Origin of the sequence: Halothermothrix orenii H 168 (assembly GCF_000020485.1) — a bacterium.
Lineage (GTDB): Bacteria > Bacillota > Halanaerobiia > Halanaerobiales > Halothermotrichaceae > Halothermothrix > Halothermothrix orenii.
Genome location: NC_011899.1, coordinates 1,222,298 through 1,240,533 on the forward strand (window position 1 = coordinate 1,222,298; position 18,236 = coordinate 1,240,533).

The following is an 18,236-nucleotide window of genomic DNA, read 5'->3' on the forward strand; positions in this document are numbered from 1 at the left end:
CTGTAAAGTTGCCATGGAAATTTGGTAATGTAACTCTAAGTTATCAATTGAACAGGAGGGATAAGGATGAAAAAAGTAGAATATAATGACTATATTAAAGAGATGACAGAGGCTTTACCCCGGGGGGCTTTTTTAACAGTTAAAAGTGGTGATAAAGTTAATACCATGACTATCGGCTGGGGTAATATAGGGTATATCTGGGGAAAACCAGTATTTATGGTTCTGGTCAGGGATTCAAGATATACATATCAGCTTATTGAAAACAGCAAAGAATTTACTGTTAGTATTCCCTTTAAAGGAATGAAGGAAGAGTTATCCTTTTGTGGGACAAAGTCCGGCAGGGATTTTGATAAGTTTAAAGAATGTAATCTCAAAAAATTAACCCCTGATCATGTAAGTACTCCTTTCATTGGTGGTTGTGATCTTCATTATGAATGTAAAATTATGTTTAAACAGAGGATGAATCCTGAAAACCTGGACGGCAATTTAGATAAAAAGTGGTATCCACACAAAGATTATCATACTTTATATTTTGGAGAGATACTGGGTTGTTATTTTGATAAAGATATTTAAATAATATAAGATATTTTTATAAATGACTGTAAGGAGGTAGAAGCATATGAAAATATTAATTCCACTGGCTGAAGGTTTTGAAGAGATAGAAGCTATTACCAGTATAGACGTTCTCAGGAGGGCCGGGATAGAGGTAATAACATCTTCTTTAACTGAATCAACTGAAGTTATGGGTTCCCATGATGTGAAAGTTACTGCCGATACTACCCTTGATAAGGTTTCTGTTGATAATCTAGATGGGATTCTTTTACCGGGGGGGATGCCGGGTTCAGCTAATTTAAAGGATGACATACGAATAATCAAACTAATTAAGAGATTAAATAAAAAATCCGGGCTGATTGCTGCTATCTGTGCTGCTCCCATCGTCCTTGAAAAAGCCGGTGTTATAAAAGAAAAAAGGGCGACCAGTTATCCGGGTTTTGATAAAGAGATGAAGACCTGTAATTATCAAGAAAATAGAGTAGTGGTAGATGGAAATATAATTACCGGACGGGGTCCCGGGGTGGCTATGGAATTTGCCCTGACTGTGGTTAATTATCTTACTAGCGAAGATATGGTTAAAGAACTTTCGGAAAAAATGATGGTTGAATAATAATTTATGAGAACATTCAATAACATATGTTTTATTGTAAATTAATCTAATTTTATAAAAATAAAACTTGATTTTAACATTTGTGAAGTTAAAAAAAGGTACCCCTCTTTTGTGAATTTAATAGTAGCTAACATAAAATCCTAAAATATGTATATAAAAGGAAGTGAGGGGGTAAATTACAAAACGAGGTTTTGGTCGTCCTCAAGGTAATTTCAATATTTACTCGACATATCAGAATTATAGAACAGGCAGAAAAATTTACATAAAATATAAATACAGTCAAATAATATTATTGTATTTTTATAAGTGGAGGTTTTTATAATGAAACTCGCTATTTTTGATTTTAATGGTACAATCTTTCCTAAAGAAACTATGCCATTCATTTTAAATCAATGGTATAAAAATAAATATTCCAAGTATAAATTGTTAAAAGTTTTTGTACCACTTATCCCCTTATATCTCAAATATAAAATGGGACTTACATCAAATTTGAGTAAAGAAGAAATGGAAATTGAAGCAGTAAGAGGGGTCAGCAAGATTTTCACTGGTATGAGTAAAGAAGAAATAAATAATTTCTTTAATAGGGCTGTAATCTCAGCTAAAAAGTTTTTTAACAAACCAGTTGTTATGGAAATTACCGAATGTAAGAAAAAGGGGTATCATACTGTTTTACTTTCCGGAGCCTATAAGCCTTTTTTGCGGGAAGTGGGAGAGCTGCTCAATATAGATACAGTAATCGGCAGTCAATTTTTGTACAAAGATAATTGTTTAAATATGATATCCAGAGAGGGAATTATAAGTGGTTCGAATAAGCTGGATAAATTGCAGTCATTTTTTAAAGAACATAAAATTGACTGGGAAAATAGTAAAGCTTATGCAGATAGCTATCATGATTTACAGCTATTAAAATCGGTTGGTAAGCCAGTAGCAGTTGACCCGGATTTCGAATTAGAAAAAGTTGCAAAAAGTAATAACTGGCGAATAATTCATTGTAATTAAGCGAATTTTATAAAGCTTGATTTTTCTACATATGTGAAGGTAGATAAATTATTGATTTTAATAGAATAAAGTTTGTTTTAAACTTCAAATAAGGGGATTATGAAAGACCCTTAAATAATATTTTTGTTGACTTTGCAATATCTTTTTGTTATAATTAAGAAAAATTTAATTAAATAATGCTTCAGGAGGTGAGCTGAGCCAGTTTAAGATTTTTAGAGAGTAGAGTTTAGCAGGAGATGAGAATTTAAAAAAAGAAGTTGTTTTAGCTGAGATTGGGTAGATTAGACAGGTGAGCCGAGGTTAGGTGAGGAGAGTATTTTGCTATATATTTTTTCAGGTACCTATAACCTTACTCACATGAGTAGGGTTTTTTTAATTTTAAGGAGGAGATATTAATGGCTTTAGATGTTAGACAACTGGAAGATGGTTTTTTTGGTAATTTTGGGGGGAGATATGTTCCGGAAAAATTAGTTCCGGTTCTTGAAGAACTTAAAAAGGCATTTTTAAAATATAAGGATGATGAAAATTTTAATAAAGAGCTGGATTACTATTTAAAAGAATATGTAGGGAGGGCTAACCCCCTGTATTTTGCTGAAAAATTATCAAAAAAATTAAATGGGGCCAGAATTTATTTAAAGAGGGAAGATTTAAACCATACTGGTGCTCATAAAATTAATAATTGTATTGGTCAGGGGTTACTGGCCAAAAGAATGGGTAAAAATAGGATTATTGCTGAAACTGGAGCAGGTCAACATGGGGTGGCAACTGCAACTGCCTGTGCTTTACTAGGTATGGACTGTGTTATTTATATGGGTGAAAAAGATACCAAACGGCAGGCCTTAAATGTATTCAGGATGGAGCTGTTGGGGGCTAAGGTTGTCCCTGTTAAGACGGGAAGCCGTACTTTAAAAGATGCAGTTGATGAGGCCTTAAAAGATCTGATTGAAAACTATGATAATACTTTTTATATGCTCGGGTCAGCGGTAGGTCCTGATCCCTATCCTACAATAGTTAGACATTTTCAGTCTGTTATCGGCAAGGAAGCTAAAAAACAGATAATTGAAAAAGAAGGTCGTCTGCCTGACTATATAATTGCCTGTGTCGGTGGTGGAAGTAATGCTATTGGTCTGTTTTATCCCTTTATTGAAGATAAGGAGGTTAATATAATTGGAGTAGAACCGGGAGGAAAGGGCTCAGAACCGGGGCAAAATGCAGCTCCCTTAAATTTTGGTGAGCCCGGTGTCTTACATGGTTTTATGTGCTATATGCTTAAAGATAAAAAAGGAAATGTTGCTTCTACCCATTCAATAGCAGCAGGACTTGATTATCCTGGTGTAGGACCGGAACATAGCTATTTAAAAGAAACAGGTCGGGCCCGGTATACAACCATAAATGATGAAGAAGCCCTTAAGGCTTTTAATCTTCTGTCACAGGTTGAAGGTATTATTCCGGCCCTGGAAAGTTCCCACGCCGTTGCCCAGGCTATAAAGCTGGCTCCAGAATTAGATAAAAACCAGATTATTATTGTTAATCTTTCAGGCCGGGGAGATAAAGATGTCCATCAGATTGCTGGTTTAATGGACAAAATTTAAATAGTTATATAGTTTATTAATAATTGTTTTACAGATTAAAAGTAATCTGTAGTATTTATTTACTTAAGCAAATTAAATAAAGTATATTAAGGGAGCATGGTTGTGCTCCCTTTTTTTATTCCTGGTCAGGAATACATATTTTCTGGCCAACCAAAAGGGCTTCAGGATTGATTCCCTGATTGGCTCTTCTTAATTCATCTACAGTTATATTATACCTTCTGGCTATTGAATAAAAGGTATCACCTCTTTTTATTGTATAAGTTATTGAGCCCGGGGGACAATCAACCGGCGGGGTGGCCAGGGGTATACAGATGACTGTACCTACCTCCAGGTTCTCCGGAACGATAAAAGGGTTAGCTTCAAGGAGGTCATCAAGGGAGACACTAAACCGTTGAGCAATACTATAAAGGGTGTCCCCTCTCTTTATTGTATAAAAATTTCCTTCCGGACAGGGTGGATAATATTCCTGCCGGGGTATACAAATTCTCTGTCCAATCCTTAATGATTCTGGGTCCGCTTCTGGATTGGCGGAAATAATTGCCGAAAGTGATATATTGAATCTTCTTGCCAGACTATAAAAGGTGTCTCCAGCTTTGATGGTATATGGCCTGGTATTGGGCGGACATCTTTGTGTCATGATATCCCTCCTTCCTTTTATTTCATTATATTCGGAAAGATAAAAATTGCTATTATTGTAGAAAAAATAATATGTAACCAGTATGTATATAAAAGGACTTTATACAGACAATAAGTTTAGGTTTTCTCAATACTGCCAGATAAAAATATAAAATTAACCATATTTATTATTACCTTATTATTAAAATAATAAATTTATAGGGGTGGTTTAAAATGATAGAATATACAAAAAGTAAATATACAAACAGGTTGATAAATGAAAAAAGCCCATATCTGCTTCAACATGCTCACAACCCGGTTGATTGGTATCCCTGGGGTAATGATGCCTTTATGAAGGCTAAAAGTGAAGATAAACCCATATTCCTTTCAATTGGTTATTCAACGTGTCACTGGTGTCATGTCATGGAGAGGGAATCCTTTAAAGATGAAGAGGTAGCCAGGTTATTAAATGAGAACTTCATATCGATTAAAGTTGATCGGGAAGAACGTCCTGATATTGATGCTGTATATATGAATGTATGTCAGGCATTGACAGGAAGTGGAGGCTGGCCTTTAACTATATTGTTAACCCCTGATAAAAAGCCTTTTTTTGGCGGGACCTATATTCCCAAAAACAGTAGAGGCGGAAGAATGGGTTTGATTGATCTTTTATCAAGAGTTACAGAATTATGGTCTAAGAATAATGAAAAAATTATAAAAAATGCAGATAAAATAACTTCAAGTATTCAAAGAAGTATGACCGATGATTCCTATAAGGGACATAAAGAAACATCTCTTGGTAAAAATACCCTTGAGAAGGCATTTGATGATCTGAAAGTTGTTTTTGATGTTGAATACGGTGGATTTGGAACAGCCCCCAAATTTCCAATTCCACATCAACTAATATTCTTACTCCATTACTGGTATAGAACAGGTAATGATATGGCTCTCTATATGGTTGAAAAAACCCTTACAGCTATGAGGTGTGGTGGCATATTTGACCACATAGGGTATGGCTTTCATAGATATTCGACTGATCGCAAGTGGATACTTCCCCATTTTGAAAAAATGCTTTATGACCAGGCTTTACTTACATATAGTTATTCAGAGGCCTATTTAGCGACTGAAAATAAAAAGTTTTTAACAACTATCAAAGAAATAATTGACTATGTAAGAAGAGAGTTAAAGTCTGACAGGGGTGGTTTTTACTCTGCTCAGGATGCAGAAAGTGAAGGTGTTGAAGGGAAATACTATACATGGAGTGTTAAAGAAATAGAAAATATACTTGGCAAACAGGCTGACCGTTTTATAGAAACATATAGCCTGAAATCTGATGGTAATTTTATTGATGAAGCAACCGGTAAAAAAACAGGGAAAAATGTACTTTATTTAAGGAATTATAAGGAAGAGGTAGAGGAGTTAAAAAAGGAAAGAGAAAAATTGTTTAAGGTGCGGCAGAGAAGAAGACCACCTTTTAAAGATGATAAAATTTTAACTGACTGGAATGGTTTAATGATTGCTGGACTGGCCAGGGCAGGGCAGGCAACCGGGGAGATAGAATATATAACAATGGCCCGGGAGGCAGCTGACTTTATAATAAATAATTTATATTCCAGTGATAACCGCTTATACCACAGATTCCGTAAAGGTGAGGTCTCTATAAAAGGGAATTTAAATGATTATGCCTTTTTTATCTGGGGTCTTCTGGAGCTTTACCAGGATACATTTGAGGTTAAATACTTAAAAAAAGCCTTGAAATTAATAGACCAACAGCTTAATTACTTCTGGGATAATAAAAATGGTGGTTTTTATTTTACTCCTGATGATGAAGAGGAGATTCTGGTAAGGCAGAAAGAAATATATGATGGGGCCACACCCTCCGGTAATTCAGTTTCTATATGGAATTTATATAGAATAGGCCATTTGACCGGAAACAGTGACTATGAAGAGATAGCAGAAAATATTTTAAGGGTTTTCTCTGATAAAATAAAAAATGATCCAGCTTCTTATAGCATGGCCCTGATTGGATTAAATTCATTGCTTGGTCCCGGGTATGATGTCGTTGTTGTTGGTGATAAAAATAAAGCAAAAACCCATAAAATACTTTATTCCCTCAAAAATGAATATATCCCAAATGTAAATACCCTGTTTAAACCTGCTCATAATGGGAAGATATTAACTGAACTGGGTCCCTTTATTGAAAATTACCATATGATTAATAATCTCCCCACCATTTATGTGTGTAAAGATTACTCCTGTCGCAGGCCAACCAATAATGTTGATGAGGCAATAAGTATGTTAAAAAAATAGATGTAAAGCAGAAACAGGGCAAAATAGATCAATAGACAGGTAAATTAAAAACTAACCAGTATTCCCCCAAGGTCTGCATAACCTGAAATGGTTGGACCCATGGGAGTAATTATAATATCTTTAAAATTATATTGTTTCTGAATCTCTTCTTTTAAATTAAGGGCTTTATCATAACAGTTGCAATGGGCTATTCCCAGTATTTTATCCTGAAAATTGGTACCATACTGACCGATAATATTTAAAATTCTTTTCATGGCCCTCTTTGAACCCCTTGTTTTACTATAAATATCAATTTTACCCTTATCATTTTTTCCCATGATAAACTTAATATTAAGGGCAGAAACTATTCTACCCAGAATTCGGTTTATACGGCCACTTTTCATTAGATTATCCAGCCTGTCAAGTATAAAAAAGGTTTTTAAATTCTTTATATAATTCTCAGTTGTCTCTATAATTTCGTTAAATGAAACATCGTTATTAATTAATTCATTTATTTTTAAAACAACTAACCCCTGCCCGACAGAAGCATTTAAAGAATCAAATATATGTACTGCCCTGTCCTTAACATCATCAAGTAACATTTTCCTGGCCAGCAGTGCGTTATTATAACTACTGCTCAATGAGGAAGATACTGTTACCACAAAAGAATTTTCAGCATCACTTAATTCATTTAGGAATTTTACCGGGGATGGACTGGCTGATGTTGTATGACTACTTGAGGATTTGAGCTTTTTATAAAAAGTCTCAAGACTTATGTCCCTTCTATCTTCATATTGTTCACCATCTACAGTTAAATTCATAGGTACAATACTAACATTTTTAAGCTTTTTTAATAAATTGTCTGGTAGATCACAGCAACTATCTGTTATTATTTTATTCTTCATTTTAAACCTCCTTAACGGGTATAATTTTAGTTTATTAATATCTTTCTCCTAAATAATTTAAAATCCTTTTTTTTTACTGTATAATAATACTGTTACTATTTGTTTAGAAATAATTTCGTTTATAATATTTTTATAAGGAGTTGAACAGATATGAGTAACATGTTTGTTTTAAAATGTTTGACAATACTACTGACAACAGGCATCTTAATGATTTTACCCTCACCAGATGTTTTAGCAGAAAAAAGGATTGATTATAAGTCCAGAGATAGCTGGAATGATATCCTTAACCATGAAGATACCGTAAATTACCCGGTTATATTTATTCATGGTATTGGTGGCAAACTATCATTCTGGGAAAAGACAATAAAAACCATGGTCGGTTCAAATTATTATGAAATGAGATATATAAAAAACAATAAAGTATACCATAATTATTACGGTGAAGAGCCAGAGAGATGGGTCTGGAATATTTCATATTATACTTTAAATGGTGTTAAAGAAACTATTTATGGTGATTTAAATCTCTATGCCAGAAGGTTACATAAAATGATTGAAATAATTAAAGAAATTACCGGCAAAGACAAGGTAATAATAGTTGCCCACAGTATGGGAGGCCTTGTTGCCAGAAAATATATGACCACTAATAACAAATGCTGGGAGTCAGTTTATAAAATCTTAACTGTAGGAACCCCTAATGAAGGTGTAGAAGTCTCTGTGGGGATCGTGGGACAACTAAGGGATTTAAAAAAAGGTAGTTCATTTATAAATAATTTGAACAGAGACTGGGTTAAAATGAAAAAACATCATGAAAAATGGGGTATTGTTGCCGGAATTAAAAATAATTCCTTTTTAATTGATTATAATTTTAACCCCAGGGCAACCGATGCAGCTGGCCCCGGCTTTGTAACCGTTTCTTCAGCTATTCCCTTTGGGGAGTGGGAAGGGGCATTCAGGACAGGAGTTGGTAAAGAAGCATATAACACCCCTCATTTTGGTTTCAGGATTCTGGTTGAAGCCAGTCATATGGATTTATTGTACCACCGGGGAACATTTATGGGAATACACTGGGCTCTAATGAAAAATGACAGGTAATTTGAATTAAGTTAAAACAACTGGTATAATTTACATGGTTATAAGGATACTAAAAAAGTAAGGTTAATTATTCCTGTTATTGAATAAGTAAATTACTGTTTGCATTTTTAATAAGTAAAATACCATTAACTACTTTACATCCCAATAAAACTGGAGGGAATCATATTATGCTATCTAAACAGGAGCTTAAAAAAAATTTAAAAAGTATTAATGGTAGAGGGTATAAGGCGTATAAGAAAATCCAGAATAACTGGTATGATTTTGGAGAATATCAGCTGGGTATCCCCTATGTACAGGGTGATCCATATGCCCGGCCATCAAGTATATTAATAAAAATAAGTCAGGGACAGGCCGGTTTTCCCGGATGGTTTTTTGATAATAAAATAAGGAGAATTGCTACAGCTGATTATTTAACAAGGGTTATAAGTAACAATATAAAGAAGTTTGTAAAAGGCAGACGTGGTTCTGGTAAAAGTGGTATTATTAATATTGCCAGAATTGGCCAGGAAGTTCTTGAAAGGACATCTGTAGAGTTTAATAAAGATTATGTTGAAGTAAGGTTGAATATGGGGTTGCCGGCCCGGGGAAGACGAGTCCTGGGATTTGAAGCCATTGATATGTTTTTCAAGGAAGTTCCTGAGATTGCTACCAATAGTCTTTATTACACCAGACTAAACCAGGATAAACTCAAAAAACATGTACAGGTTGTAGAAGATCAGCATATTCTTAGAAAGAAGTTAAAAGAAAAAGGTCTGGTCGCTTTTATTGCTAACGATTCCATATTACCACGAAGGAGTGGAATAGATGAACGACCAATGAATGGTGAAAATGTTGTTCCCTTTACCTCTCCTTCTGAATATGAAGTTGAATTTGAACTCCCATACCATGGATTAATAAAGGGGATGGGAATAAAACAGGGTGTTACCTTAATAGTAGGTGGTGGCTACCATGGAAAATCTACTTTGCTTAATGCCATTGAAAAAGGTGTTTACAACCATATTCCGGGGGACGGTCGGGAATATGTTGTAACCAGGGAAGATGCTGTAAAAATTAGAGCTGAAGATGGCAGGAGAATTGAAAGGGTTGATATTAGTCCCTTTATTAATAACCTTCCCCAGGGAGTAGATACCCGTAATTTTAGTACAGAAAATGCCAGTGGGAGTACATCACAGGCCGCCAATATTATTGAAGCCCTGGAAATTGGAACTGGTTTGTTATTAATTGATGAAGATACCTGCGCTACAAATTTTATGATCAGGGATGCCAGGATGCAAAAACTTGTTGCCAGAGAAAAAGAACCCATCACCCCCTTTATTGATAAAGTAAAATGTTTATATACAGATTATGATGTTTCTACGGTTATTGTTGTAGGTGGAGCTGGTGATTATTTTGATGTTGCTGATCATATTATATTGATGGATGAATATAGACCTTACGCGGTTACTGACAGGGCTAAAAAAATAGCCAGGGAGTTACCTAGCAAACGTATTGCTGAAAACTCCCGGACATTTGGTAATATTTCTAAAAGGTACCCCGATCCTTCAAGTATCAACCCGAGGAAGGGTCGCAAGGTTAAAGTAAAGGCCCGGGGAAAAGAGACAATACAATTTGGTCGCGAAAATATTGATTTAGGCCTTCTGGAACAACTGCTTAATCGTGAGCAGACCAAAACTATCGGTGATATAATAGTTTATGCTCTTAAAAATAACATAATTGATGGCAAGAGGTCAATAGGTGATATTCTGAATATTATATTTAAGAATATGGAAAGAGAAGGTTTGGGTGTTATATCTCCATTTGGACACCCGGATGGTGATTATGTTAAACCAAGGCCCTTTGAAGTAGGTGCGGCCTTGAACAGATTAAGAGCCCTTGTCATAAAGAATATTAAATATGATAACCAGGAGAAGTAAAGTCTGCACTTGAACAGTATATATACCCTTTTAAATATGGGGGATAGGGCTCAATATAGTTTTGTATCTTTAAATGAATACTTGAAGATATTTTTTTAAGAATGTAAGCAGGGGAATTTTCCCTGCTTTTTTTATTATATAAGAGAATAACATTTTGTATATGGGAAAATCACATTACTGATATAGTTGACATATTATAATATAAAATATGTTAAAAGGAGTGACAGAGATGGAAGGTAATAATAATGCCGGTGCTTTTGTTGCGAGTGTAATAAACCAAAAATCAGTAAATCAAAATGCTCAACAGGTATTGGTTGCAGTAGCTGCCCAGATTCAGAAGGTCTATGAATCCCAGGTCGGTTTTTCTACCAATGATGAAATGGATAAAATTAAAATATAAAAAAAATTAGTTAAATAATAATATCAAAGAGATATGAAGAGATGTGAAAGGAGGCGTGATAAATTGAAAGTAGGTTTTACTAAAGATAGTATTACGATAAATTCTAAAAAATTTGACCCTCTAAATATTTTGATAGGTGACCATGGACTAGAATCTGATTTCTCTGAAGATGAAGTAAATCCCTTTGAGTTAATAGAAAAATTAGCTTCAGTAGCAGAACAAGAAAATAAAATTGAAAAGCTAAAAGTTTTACAATCCATAGCTGAAGAAGATTCAAATAAACGACCACATCCGGGCTTTTCCAAAAGAGATTAATATTTAACATTTAATAAGGCCTCTTACGAATTAAGGGGCCTCATCTAATTTGTTTTTTAATATAAAATATACTTCAAAAACTGTAATCCTCACATAAATATGTAAAGGCACATATTATATAAAAAACAAGTAAAAGGGGTGAAAATAGTGACCAAAAAGAAATATTATCCCGGTAATTCTTCAGGTGATGTTTTTGTTGCCAGTGTAGTTAACCAAAAATCCGTAAACCAGAATGCCCAGCAAGTATTGGTTACCATTGCAGCTCAGATTCAGAAGGTCTATGAATCCCAGGTCGGTTTTTCTACCAATGAAGAAATGGATAAAATAAAAATATAATTTGGTATTTTATGATAACTTTTGATACGTATTGATAATATTGATAATTATGTCTTAAAAGTTAATCAGGAAGGAGTAATGGAGATATGAAATTTAGTATGAAAAGGGAGGGTTTTTTTGTAAATCAAACTAAAATAGACCCATTAAATTTTAATATTGGAGGATATGGCATCGAATATAGAAATTTAGATAAAGATATTGATCCTGTCAGGACCCTTGAAAAATTCTCTTCAATAAGGAGACATAATAAAGATAAAATGGAACTATGGAAGTCCTTATCATCCTTAATTAATGATTAATTAATTAAATGAATAATTAAAAAGGAGGTTTAGTCGATGTCTGATTCTTTTGTAGCCAGTGTAGTTAACCAAAAATCAGTCAATCAAAATGAACAGCAGGTGTTAGTAACTGTAGCAGCCCAGATACAAAAGGTTTATGAAAGTCAGGTTGGTTTTTCAACAAATCAGGAAGAAGATAAAGTATATTCTTAAGTAAAAGAAGTTAAATCCGGGTCTCAATAGAGACCCTTTATTTTTTTATTATAACTATTTACAAAACTTTTGCATATACATATTATAAGAAAAGTATTTTTATTATAATGGGGGGGTTTTCATATGTCAGAAAAAGGTATAAATGAAAAAAGACAGGATAATAATGAGCAACTTGAAACTGCAAATACCCCTGGTCTTAACAATGATAAGACAGAAACAAATATGGAAGCCAGCATTGTCGATCAACTTAATACAAATCAACAATCAAATATGGCCCTGAGTTCCCTTTCTGTAATTGACCAATCTTCCTCCACTATTAAAATAAATATAGTTCAGAATGAGGAGGGTGAAGATTATGGAGAAGGAGCAGAATAACAGCTGGCTGGTTATTAAAACAAAGAGTAAAAATGTCATAATACCTTCTGAAATAAAGATAAATAAAGATGGTCATGTATATATAAATGGCAAACCATATGATGAAAGTCAAAAAGAGTTTAGAAATTTAAGTATAAATGTAGATGTTCATGAAAAGGTTAATACCGGTGAAGAAACCAAAAAATTAATTGAAGCTGCCAGGAAAGCAAAAAGAGGGGAAACTAAAGTAATTAAGGATATTAAAGATGACGATAAAAAAGAACAAACCAGTGTTAAATTTTAGTAGGGAGGTTAATTTCATGACTGAAGAAAAAAAGAAAGAAGTAAGTGAACCCAGAAATAGATTTTTTGTTTCAAATAAAGACAATTCTATGTATATTGAAACAAAATCCATGGAAATACAAATTAACAGTGATTTCAATCAAAATATAAATCCTCTCGAATTAATAAACAAATTATATTCTATTAAAAATAAGGATCTTTCTTTAGATGAGAAACAGCAGTTAGTAAATACAGCTATAAAAAAATACCTCAAATAGTGGAGTGTGATTGTGTTGTCTGTAAAGAAGAAACTTTCTTTAAATCTTTCCAATCAGGCTAATTTCAGTGGGGTTTTCAAGACTGATCTTTTTCAGGTGAATTATGTATTTGTTATAGGACTTGATTATTTAAATAAAAATATTCATCATGATAAGAAGAAAATACCATTAACTTTTAAATTTAATAAAAATAATGAACTGGAAATAGAAGGGATAAACGGGACAATCAATGATGACAGTATAAAAATTTATACTGATAGAAAAGTCACAGAAAGCCAGGACTGATTTAATTTTTAAGGGAACAGCTTGAAGGGAGGGGCAAAATTGGAAAACTCTAACCAGAATGATAAAAACAATAACATTAATAAAGAAGAACAAAGAAAAAAAAATAATAATGAAGAAAACAATAAATCGTTTTCTGATAGCATACAGGAGTATAGCAATGAAAAAATTAGTGAAGAGGTTACCAGTAATGATAATGCTAAAGATAAGATATATAACTTTCTTATTAATGCCCTCAACCAGGCAAATGTAGTTAATACGAGTAATAGTTCATTTTCCCAGATAAATTCGCTAATTATACTAATAGATCCTTATCAAATTGAAAAAATTAATTTTGGAAAAAATATAATTTTAACATTAAAATTGACAACAATAAAGTCATAATTAATAACGATAAATATGAAATAAAGGAAGTATACCCAGGTATCAAGATCTTTGGAATTATTAAAGAAAAAGATAATTAAGAAATAATATATATATATTTTAAAGCATGATGAAAAAATTATTAAGAACAATTAAAAGAACAATTTTTAAGCTACATATTGCAATATACATGGTACAAATTATAATAGAAAATATATTAATATGATTTATACTTAACTTAAAAATCTTTGGTTAAAAATTTTCGCAAAACAATTCATTAAATTATATAGAAAAAATAATTGTAAAAATTATATAGAAAAAATAATTGTAAGTCACAAAATAATTTCTTATGTCATATATTGTAATAAATATAATTAAGGAGGTTGTTAAACAATATGAGTAAAGATTTAAAACAATATCTTAAAAAATTAGAACAACAGGAAAAAGAATTATTTGATGATTATGAAAAAACTAATGATATTGATATGGATATCGAAAAGGAATTTTCCCTTGAAGGACTAATTACTTTTAAATACTTCAAGAAAATAATATTCCTACTGAAGAAAAAAGTAATTCTGGAGCTGGTGCACTTACCAAAAGTAGATACTAAACTTGATAATATCATTGATCTACTGGAAACAAAAGTAGAACTTGAAGAAGATATTATTGATCGTTTAGACACTAAAATTGAGCTTGAAGAAGATATTATTGAACGTCTGGATACAAAAATTGAATTAGAAGAAGATATTGTTGATAGATTAGATACTATTATTGAACAGCTTGAAGTTAAAATTGGCCTGGAAACAGAACAACCAGAAGTAGACTGTGAATGTGCTGTTGTCGGAATTGGAACTGGTCAGGTTGTACAGGGACAGGATACTGGAACATTAAATATAAGTGTCTGTGAAGATTGTACAATTGATAACAGTTTCTTTATGATAACTATATTAAATCCCGAGGGTATGCCATTAAGAAGAATTAACTCTGTTACTTTTGAAACTGAAGAATGTGACTTAACAGATGGCGACGGAACTGTTACTATAACTGGCACAGCTGAAGTCAGGGTTGGTCAGGGCACTACCAGACTACAGGATTTTACACTGGTTTTAGATGTAGAAGATTTCAATGTAACTTCCTTTACCATCACCACTGATAATGTTACCAGGGAAGTGGAAAATATTCCTCCTGGAGACATTGTTGTAGAAGAAATTTGCAATAGTCTGTAACAATAATCTGTAACAAAAATAAAAATTACAACAATTGTTATAAATAAATTAGTAATTTTAGTATTTAATATTACCGCAAGCTTGTATTAAGGCTTGCGGTATTTTTAACATGATAATATTTTAGTTGGCCGAAATTTGTTAAAAAATCCTTAAATATACTTAAATATATATGATAAAAATTAATTTAAATACATTATAAATATATATGGCATATAGTTATCCACAAAAAACTAAAATTATCCACAAAATTATTATTATTGCGCAAAATGTGTATTTTACGAAGAAAAATAAACCTGTTTATTACCATATATTAGACAATATGTGATATAATAATTATTTTAAAAATGATATTTTATAAAATGTTATGTCAAAATAAGTAAGTAGAGTCAAATTAATAAGATTTAAGATGCTTGTGGATAATTTGGGATAATTATTTTATAACATTTGTAGATCCTTATAAAAATGTTGTTTAAATAATGTTATTTACAAGTTCTTTTAACGATTTATCAAATTATATAAAACTACAAAAATGTATAAAATTATTTTTAATTCTTTATTATAATATTTTATTTATAACATTTTTCTGTAATATCTCAATTGACAAGTTAACTTTTAATTTTGAGATGAAAAAAATTAAAAAAAACTCCTGATTATTTCAGGAGTTTAGTTTTGATTTTTTAAATTCCTGATATCGTCTGTGAACTGTTGCTCTGGATACATCATAGCCCAGTCCCCTCAAGGTTGCTGCAATCTCAGAAAATGTTAACTTTTTATTTCTCAATTTAATAATTTCTTCAACCGGAACCTTCTTTTTCTTCCTGCCTCCATTCTTATTCCTTTTTTTATATTTTAAATTTTTGTGTGGTTTATACTTCTTTTCATTTATTGCTTTACGCATACCTCTACTTATTTTTCTATTTACTAGCTTTTGTTGGTATTCTTCAACAACACATAAAATTTCAATAATCATCTCTTCCAGGTCATTCAGAGCGATAGGACCTTTATCTTCAAGGGTTATTACTTTCCCGCCAAGTTTATGTATTTGATGAATAAGGGCCATTTTAGTATTACCCCTTCCAAGACGGGTACTATCCTGAACTATAACATATTCTACAAATCCTTCTTTTATAAGATCAAGGACTTTTAAAATACCATCTCTCTCTTCAGAGAAACCACTTTCCTTTTCCTTTATTATTTTTTTAATTTTAAAGCCATTCTTAAAAGCAAATTCAACTAATTCGTCAATTTGCCTGTCAAGACTTGTTTTTTGTTCTTCTTTTGTAGTACTGACCCTGGCGTATATAACTGCATTCATTAAAAAACAACTCCTTATTCATAATTAAAAATTTGTATTTTTATTTTATAGTCTATATACTGGAAATTAAAAATCAATATAACTGGAATCAATTAACTGGAATTAATATTTGTTGTCCAGGCTGTATAATGGATTTATCAAGGTTATTGATTTGTTTTATTTTATAGACCATTTTTCGGGGGTCTTCGTTATAACTATTATATTTATTTGCGATACTCCAGAGAGTTTGTCCTGATTTTACAGTGATTTTTTTAAATTCTACTTTATTATTTCCAAGGGTTTTGTAGGCAAAAACAGTTATTATAACAACACATAATAAAAAAGTTATTATGTAGTTTAAAACCTTTTTCGTGACTCCTGGTTTTTTTCTGTGATAACTATTTTTTATAACCAGTTGATACATTAATATCCCCTCCTTTGTGAATCTATTAAAAACAGATGTACAATACATGTGTTCGACTTTATTTCATTATAACAGAACATCCGTTCTGTTGTCAAGTAATATTTTCAAAAAATTAGAACGGGTGTTTGTTTTTTTGGGGGCTTTATGATATAATTATATTAATTAAAGTGATATTTATTACCAATATGTAAAGTGTAAAATTACTTTGTGGGAGGACGTTATAAATGGAAGAATTAACCGAAAGGCAAAAGGATATATTAAGATTTATTCAGGAAGAAATTAAAGAAAAAGGCTATCCTCCATCTGTCAGGGAAATCGGCAAAGCTGTTGGCTTAAAATCACCTGCTTCGGTACACAGTCATCTTAAATCTCTTGAAAAATTCAATTATATCAGGAGGGATCCCTCTAAACCGAGGGCAATAGAGGTTTTATATGGTGATGAAGATAAGATTAATAAAGAAATGCTTCATATTCCCATAGTGGGTCAGGTTACTGCAGGTCAACCAATACTGGCCCAGGAAAATATAGAAGATTATTTTCCTGTTCCCACTGATTATGTCAGGACCTCAGATAAAGAGCTTTTTATGCTCAAAATCAAGGGAAATAGTATGATTAACGCCGGGATTTATGATGGTGATTATGTTATAGCTCAGAAACAGGATAATGCTGAAAATGGAGATATAATCATCGCTTTAATAGATAATGAAGCTACTGTTAAAAGATACTATAAAGAAAGGGACCATATCAGACTTCAACCTGAAAACCCTGACATGGACCCTATATATGTTAATTTTAATACCTATTTTAAAGTTCTCGGTAAGATTATTGGCCTTTACAGACAATTTTAAGAAAAAATATCAGACATTTTTATCTTTAAGTATAGATTTAAAAATTTAAACATATTGTGTAGAGAGCTCTCTTTTAAGAGCTCTATTTTGTTTTTTATAATATTATTATAATTCACCAGTTTTCTTAAGTTCTTTTATACGGTCTACTGCCTTCCTGATAACCTTAAAATCTCTCCAGACCAATTTTTTCATTTTGGGATTTCTCAAAAGAAAAGCTGGATGAAAGGTCGGAAAAAAATAATATTTCCCTATCTTCTTCCATTTGCCTCTTGTTCTCATTATCGATGCTTTTTCATCAACTAAATTCTTTAAAGCTACAGACCCCAGAGGTACAATGACCAGGGGATCTATTAATTTAATTTCTGCCTTTAATATAGGTGAACAGGCTTCTGCTTCAGAACGGGTGGGTTGTCTGTTATTGGGAGGGCGACACTTAACAATATTTGTGATGTAAACATCTTCCCTTTCAAGCCCCACTGAATTTAATATTTTAGTCAGCAGCTTACCTGCTTTACCGACAAAAGGTTTCCCCAGCCTGTCTTCATCAGCTCCAGGTCCCTCACCAACAAACATTATTTTTCTATCAATGGGACCATAGCCCATAACCACCTGGGTACATCCCTGCCTTAACTGGCACCTGTCACACTTCAGAGCTTTTTCTTTAAGTAGACTATAATCATTATCAGGATAAGTTATTAAACTACTGGATTGTATCTTACCATCTCTATCAAATATCATTTTTTCTCCTCCAACAATAAATACTATTATATACA

24 protein-coding genes are annotated in these 18,236 nt (G+C 32.4%); 19 read left to right on the forward strand and 5 right to left on the reverse strand.

Going from position 1 to position 18,236, the window contains the following annotated elements:
- Positions 1-66 precede the first annotated feature (66 nt).
- The 4 genes from HORE_RS05910 (at position 67) to trpB (ending at position 3,756) form a co-directional block, all read left to right on the forward strand.
- Positions 67-573: a flavin reductase family protein gene (locus HORE_RS05910; protein ID WP_012636065.1), complete on the forward strand. Its 507-nt coding sequence runs from the start codon at positions 67-69 to the stop codon at positions 571-573.
- Positions 574-619: 46 nt separating this feature from the next.
- A complete protein-coding gene (locus HORE_RS05915) occupies positions 620-1,165 on the forward strand; it encodes a DJ-1 family glyoxalase III (protein ID WP_012636066.1) in 546 nt (181 codons plus the stop codon).
- A gap of 321 nt (positions 1,166-1,486) precedes the next feature.
- A complete protein-coding gene (locus HORE_RS12430) occupies positions 1,487-2,164 on the forward strand; it encodes an HAD family hydrolase (protein WP_012636067.1) in 678 nt (225 codons plus the stop codon).
- 395 nt (positions 2,165-2,559) lie between these two features.
- Complete coding sequence (gene trpB, locus HORE_RS05925) at positions 2,560-3,756, forward strand: tryptophan synthase subunit beta (protein ID WP_012636068.1); 1,197 nt, start codon at positions 2,560-2,562, stop codon at positions 3,754-3,756.
- Positions 3,757-3,871: 115 nt separating this feature from the next.
- Here trpB and HORE_RS05930 read toward each other — a convergent pair whose 3' ends face one another.
- Complete coding sequence (locus HORE_RS05930) at positions 3,872-4,393, reverse strand: LysM peptidoglycan-binding domain-containing protein (protein WP_012636069.1); 522 nt, start codon at positions 4,391-4,393, stop codon at positions 3,872-3,874.
- 212 nt (positions 4,394-4,605) lie between these two features.
- Here HORE_RS05930 and HORE_RS05935 point away from each other — a divergent pair, with 212 nt between their 5' ends.
- Entirely contained in the window at positions 4,606-6,681 is a 2,076-nt protein-coding gene (locus HORE_RS05935; protein WP_012636070.1) for a thioredoxin domain-containing protein, read from the forward strand.
- A gap of 44 nt (positions 6,682-6,725) precedes the next feature.
- On the opposite strand, the gene HORE_RS05940 is transcribed toward HORE_RS05935, so the two are convergent.
- Entirely contained in the window at positions 6,726-7,565 is an 840-nt protein-coding gene (locus HORE_RS05940; RefSeq protein WP_012636071.1) for a DegV family protein, read from the reverse strand.
- Between the two features lie 150 nt (positions 7,566-7,715).
- Here HORE_RS05940 and HORE_RS05945 point away from each other — a divergent pair, with 150 nt between their 5' ends.
- The 13 genes from HORE_RS05945 to HORE_RS05995 all read left to right on the forward strand — a co-directional run bounded on the left by HORE_RS05945 (position 7,716) and on the right by HORE_RS05995 (position 14,897).
- Positions 7,716-8,657, forward strand: coding sequence for an esterase/lipase family protein (locus HORE_RS05945; protein ID WP_012636072.1), 942 nt, complete (start codon positions 7,716-7,718; stop codon positions 8,655-8,657).
- Positions 8,658-8,824: 167 nt separating this feature from the next.
- Positions 8,825-10,570 (forward strand): ABC-ATPase domain-containing protein, encoded by a 1,746-nt coding sequence (locus tag HORE_RS05950; protein ID WP_012636073.1) that lies wholly within the window; start codon positions 8,825-8,827, stop codon positions 10,568-10,570.
- 229 nt (positions 10,571-10,799) lie between these two features.
- Positions 10,800-10,970, forward strand: a complete 171-nt coding sequence (locus HORE_RS12915) for a hypothetical protein (RefSeq protein ID WP_012636074.1) — start codon at positions 10,800-10,802, stop codon at positions 10,968-10,970.
- A 63-nt stretch (positions 10,971-11,033) separates the two neighbouring features.
- Positions 11,034-11,285: a hypothetical protein gene (locus HORE_RS05955; RefSeq protein ID WP_041605918.1), complete on the forward strand. Its 252-nt coding sequence runs from the start codon at positions 11,034-11,036 to the stop codon at positions 11,283-11,285.
- Between the two features lie 147 nt (positions 11,286-11,432).
- Complete coding sequence (locus HORE_RS05960; RefSeq protein ID WP_041605920.1) at positions 11,433-11,621, forward strand: hypothetical protein; 189 nt, start codon at positions 11,433-11,435, stop codon at positions 11,619-11,621.
- 86 nt (positions 11,622-11,707) lie between these two features.
- Positions 11,708-11,920, forward strand: coding sequence for a hypothetical protein (locus HORE_RS05965; protein ID WP_041605922.1), 213 nt, complete (start codon positions 11,708-11,710; stop codon positions 11,918-11,920).
- 36 nt (positions 11,921-11,956) lie between these two features.
- Positions 11,957-12,112, forward strand: coding sequence for a hypothetical protein (locus tag HORE_RS12920; protein WP_167935763.1), 156 nt, complete (start codon positions 11,957-11,959; stop codon positions 12,110-12,112).
- 123 nt (positions 12,113-12,235) lie between these two features.
- Positions 12,236-12,487: a hypothetical protein gene (locus HORE_RS05970; RefSeq protein WP_012636076.1), complete on the forward strand. Its 252-nt coding sequence runs from the start codon at positions 12,236-12,238 to the stop codon at positions 12,485-12,487.
- Positions 12,468-12,770: a hypothetical protein gene (locus tag HORE_RS05975; RefSeq protein WP_012636077.1), complete on the forward strand. Its 303-nt coding sequence runs from the start codon at positions 12,468-12,470 to the stop codon at positions 12,768-12,770. Before HORE_RS05970 ends, HORE_RS05975 begins: the two co-directional genes overlap by 20 nt.
- A 16-nt stretch (positions 12,771-12,786) precedes the next feature.
- On the forward strand, positions 12,787-13,026 hold the full coding sequence (locus HORE_RS05980; RefSeq protein ID WP_012636078.1) for a hypothetical protein: 240 nt from the start codon (positions 12,787-12,789) through the stop codon (positions 13,024-13,026).
- 15 nt (positions 13,027-13,041) lie between these two features.
- Positions 13,042-13,311, forward strand: coding sequence for a hypothetical protein (locus tag HORE_RS05985; RefSeq protein ID WP_041605924.1), 270 nt, complete (start codon positions 13,042-13,044; stop codon positions 13,309-13,311).
- A 39-nt stretch (positions 13,312-13,350) separates the two neighbouring features.
- Positions 13,351-13,692: a hypothetical protein gene (locus tag HORE_RS05990; protein WP_041605925.1), complete on the forward strand. Its 342-nt coding sequence runs from the start codon at positions 13,351-13,353 to the stop codon at positions 13,690-13,692.
- Between the two features lie 374 nt (positions 13,693-14,066).
- Positions 14,067-14,897: a hypothetical protein gene (locus HORE_RS05995; protein ID WP_012636081.1), complete on the forward strand. Its 831-nt coding sequence runs from the start codon at positions 14,067-14,069 to the stop codon at positions 14,895-14,897.
- A gap of 655 nt (positions 14,898-15,552) precedes the next feature.
- On the opposite strand, the gene HORE_RS06000 is transcribed toward HORE_RS05995, so the two are convergent.
- Together HORE_RS06000 and yneA are read right to left on the reverse strand one after the other, a co-directional pair.
- Positions 15,553-16,212: a YneB family resolvase-like protein gene (locus HORE_RS06000; protein WP_012636082.1), complete on the reverse strand. Its 660-nt coding sequence runs from the start codon at positions 16,210-16,212 to the stop codon at positions 15,553-15,555.
- A gap of 88 nt (positions 16,213-16,300) precedes the next feature.
- Entirely contained in the window at positions 16,301-16,615 is a 315-nt protein-coding gene (gene yneA / locus HORE_RS06005) for a cell division suppressor protein YneA (protein ID WP_050748611.1), read from the reverse strand.
- 224 nt (positions 16,616-16,839) lie between these two features.
- Here yneA and lexA point away from each other — a divergent pair, with 224 nt between their 5' ends.
- On the forward strand, positions 16,840-17,463 hold the full coding sequence (gene lexA, locus HORE_RS06010; RefSeq protein WP_012636084.1) for a transcriptional repressor LexA: 624 nt from the start codon (positions 16,840-16,842) through the stop codon (positions 17,461-17,463).
- Positions 17,464-17,568: 105 nt separating this feature from the next.
- Here lexA and HORE_RS06015 read toward each other — a convergent pair whose 3' ends face one another.
- Positions 17,569-18,201: a uracil-DNA glycosylase gene (locus tag HORE_RS06015; protein WP_012636085.1), complete on the reverse strand. Its 633-nt coding sequence runs from the start codon at positions 18,199-18,201 to the stop codon at positions 17,569-17,571.
- Positions 18,202-18,236: the final 35 nt, after the last annotated feature.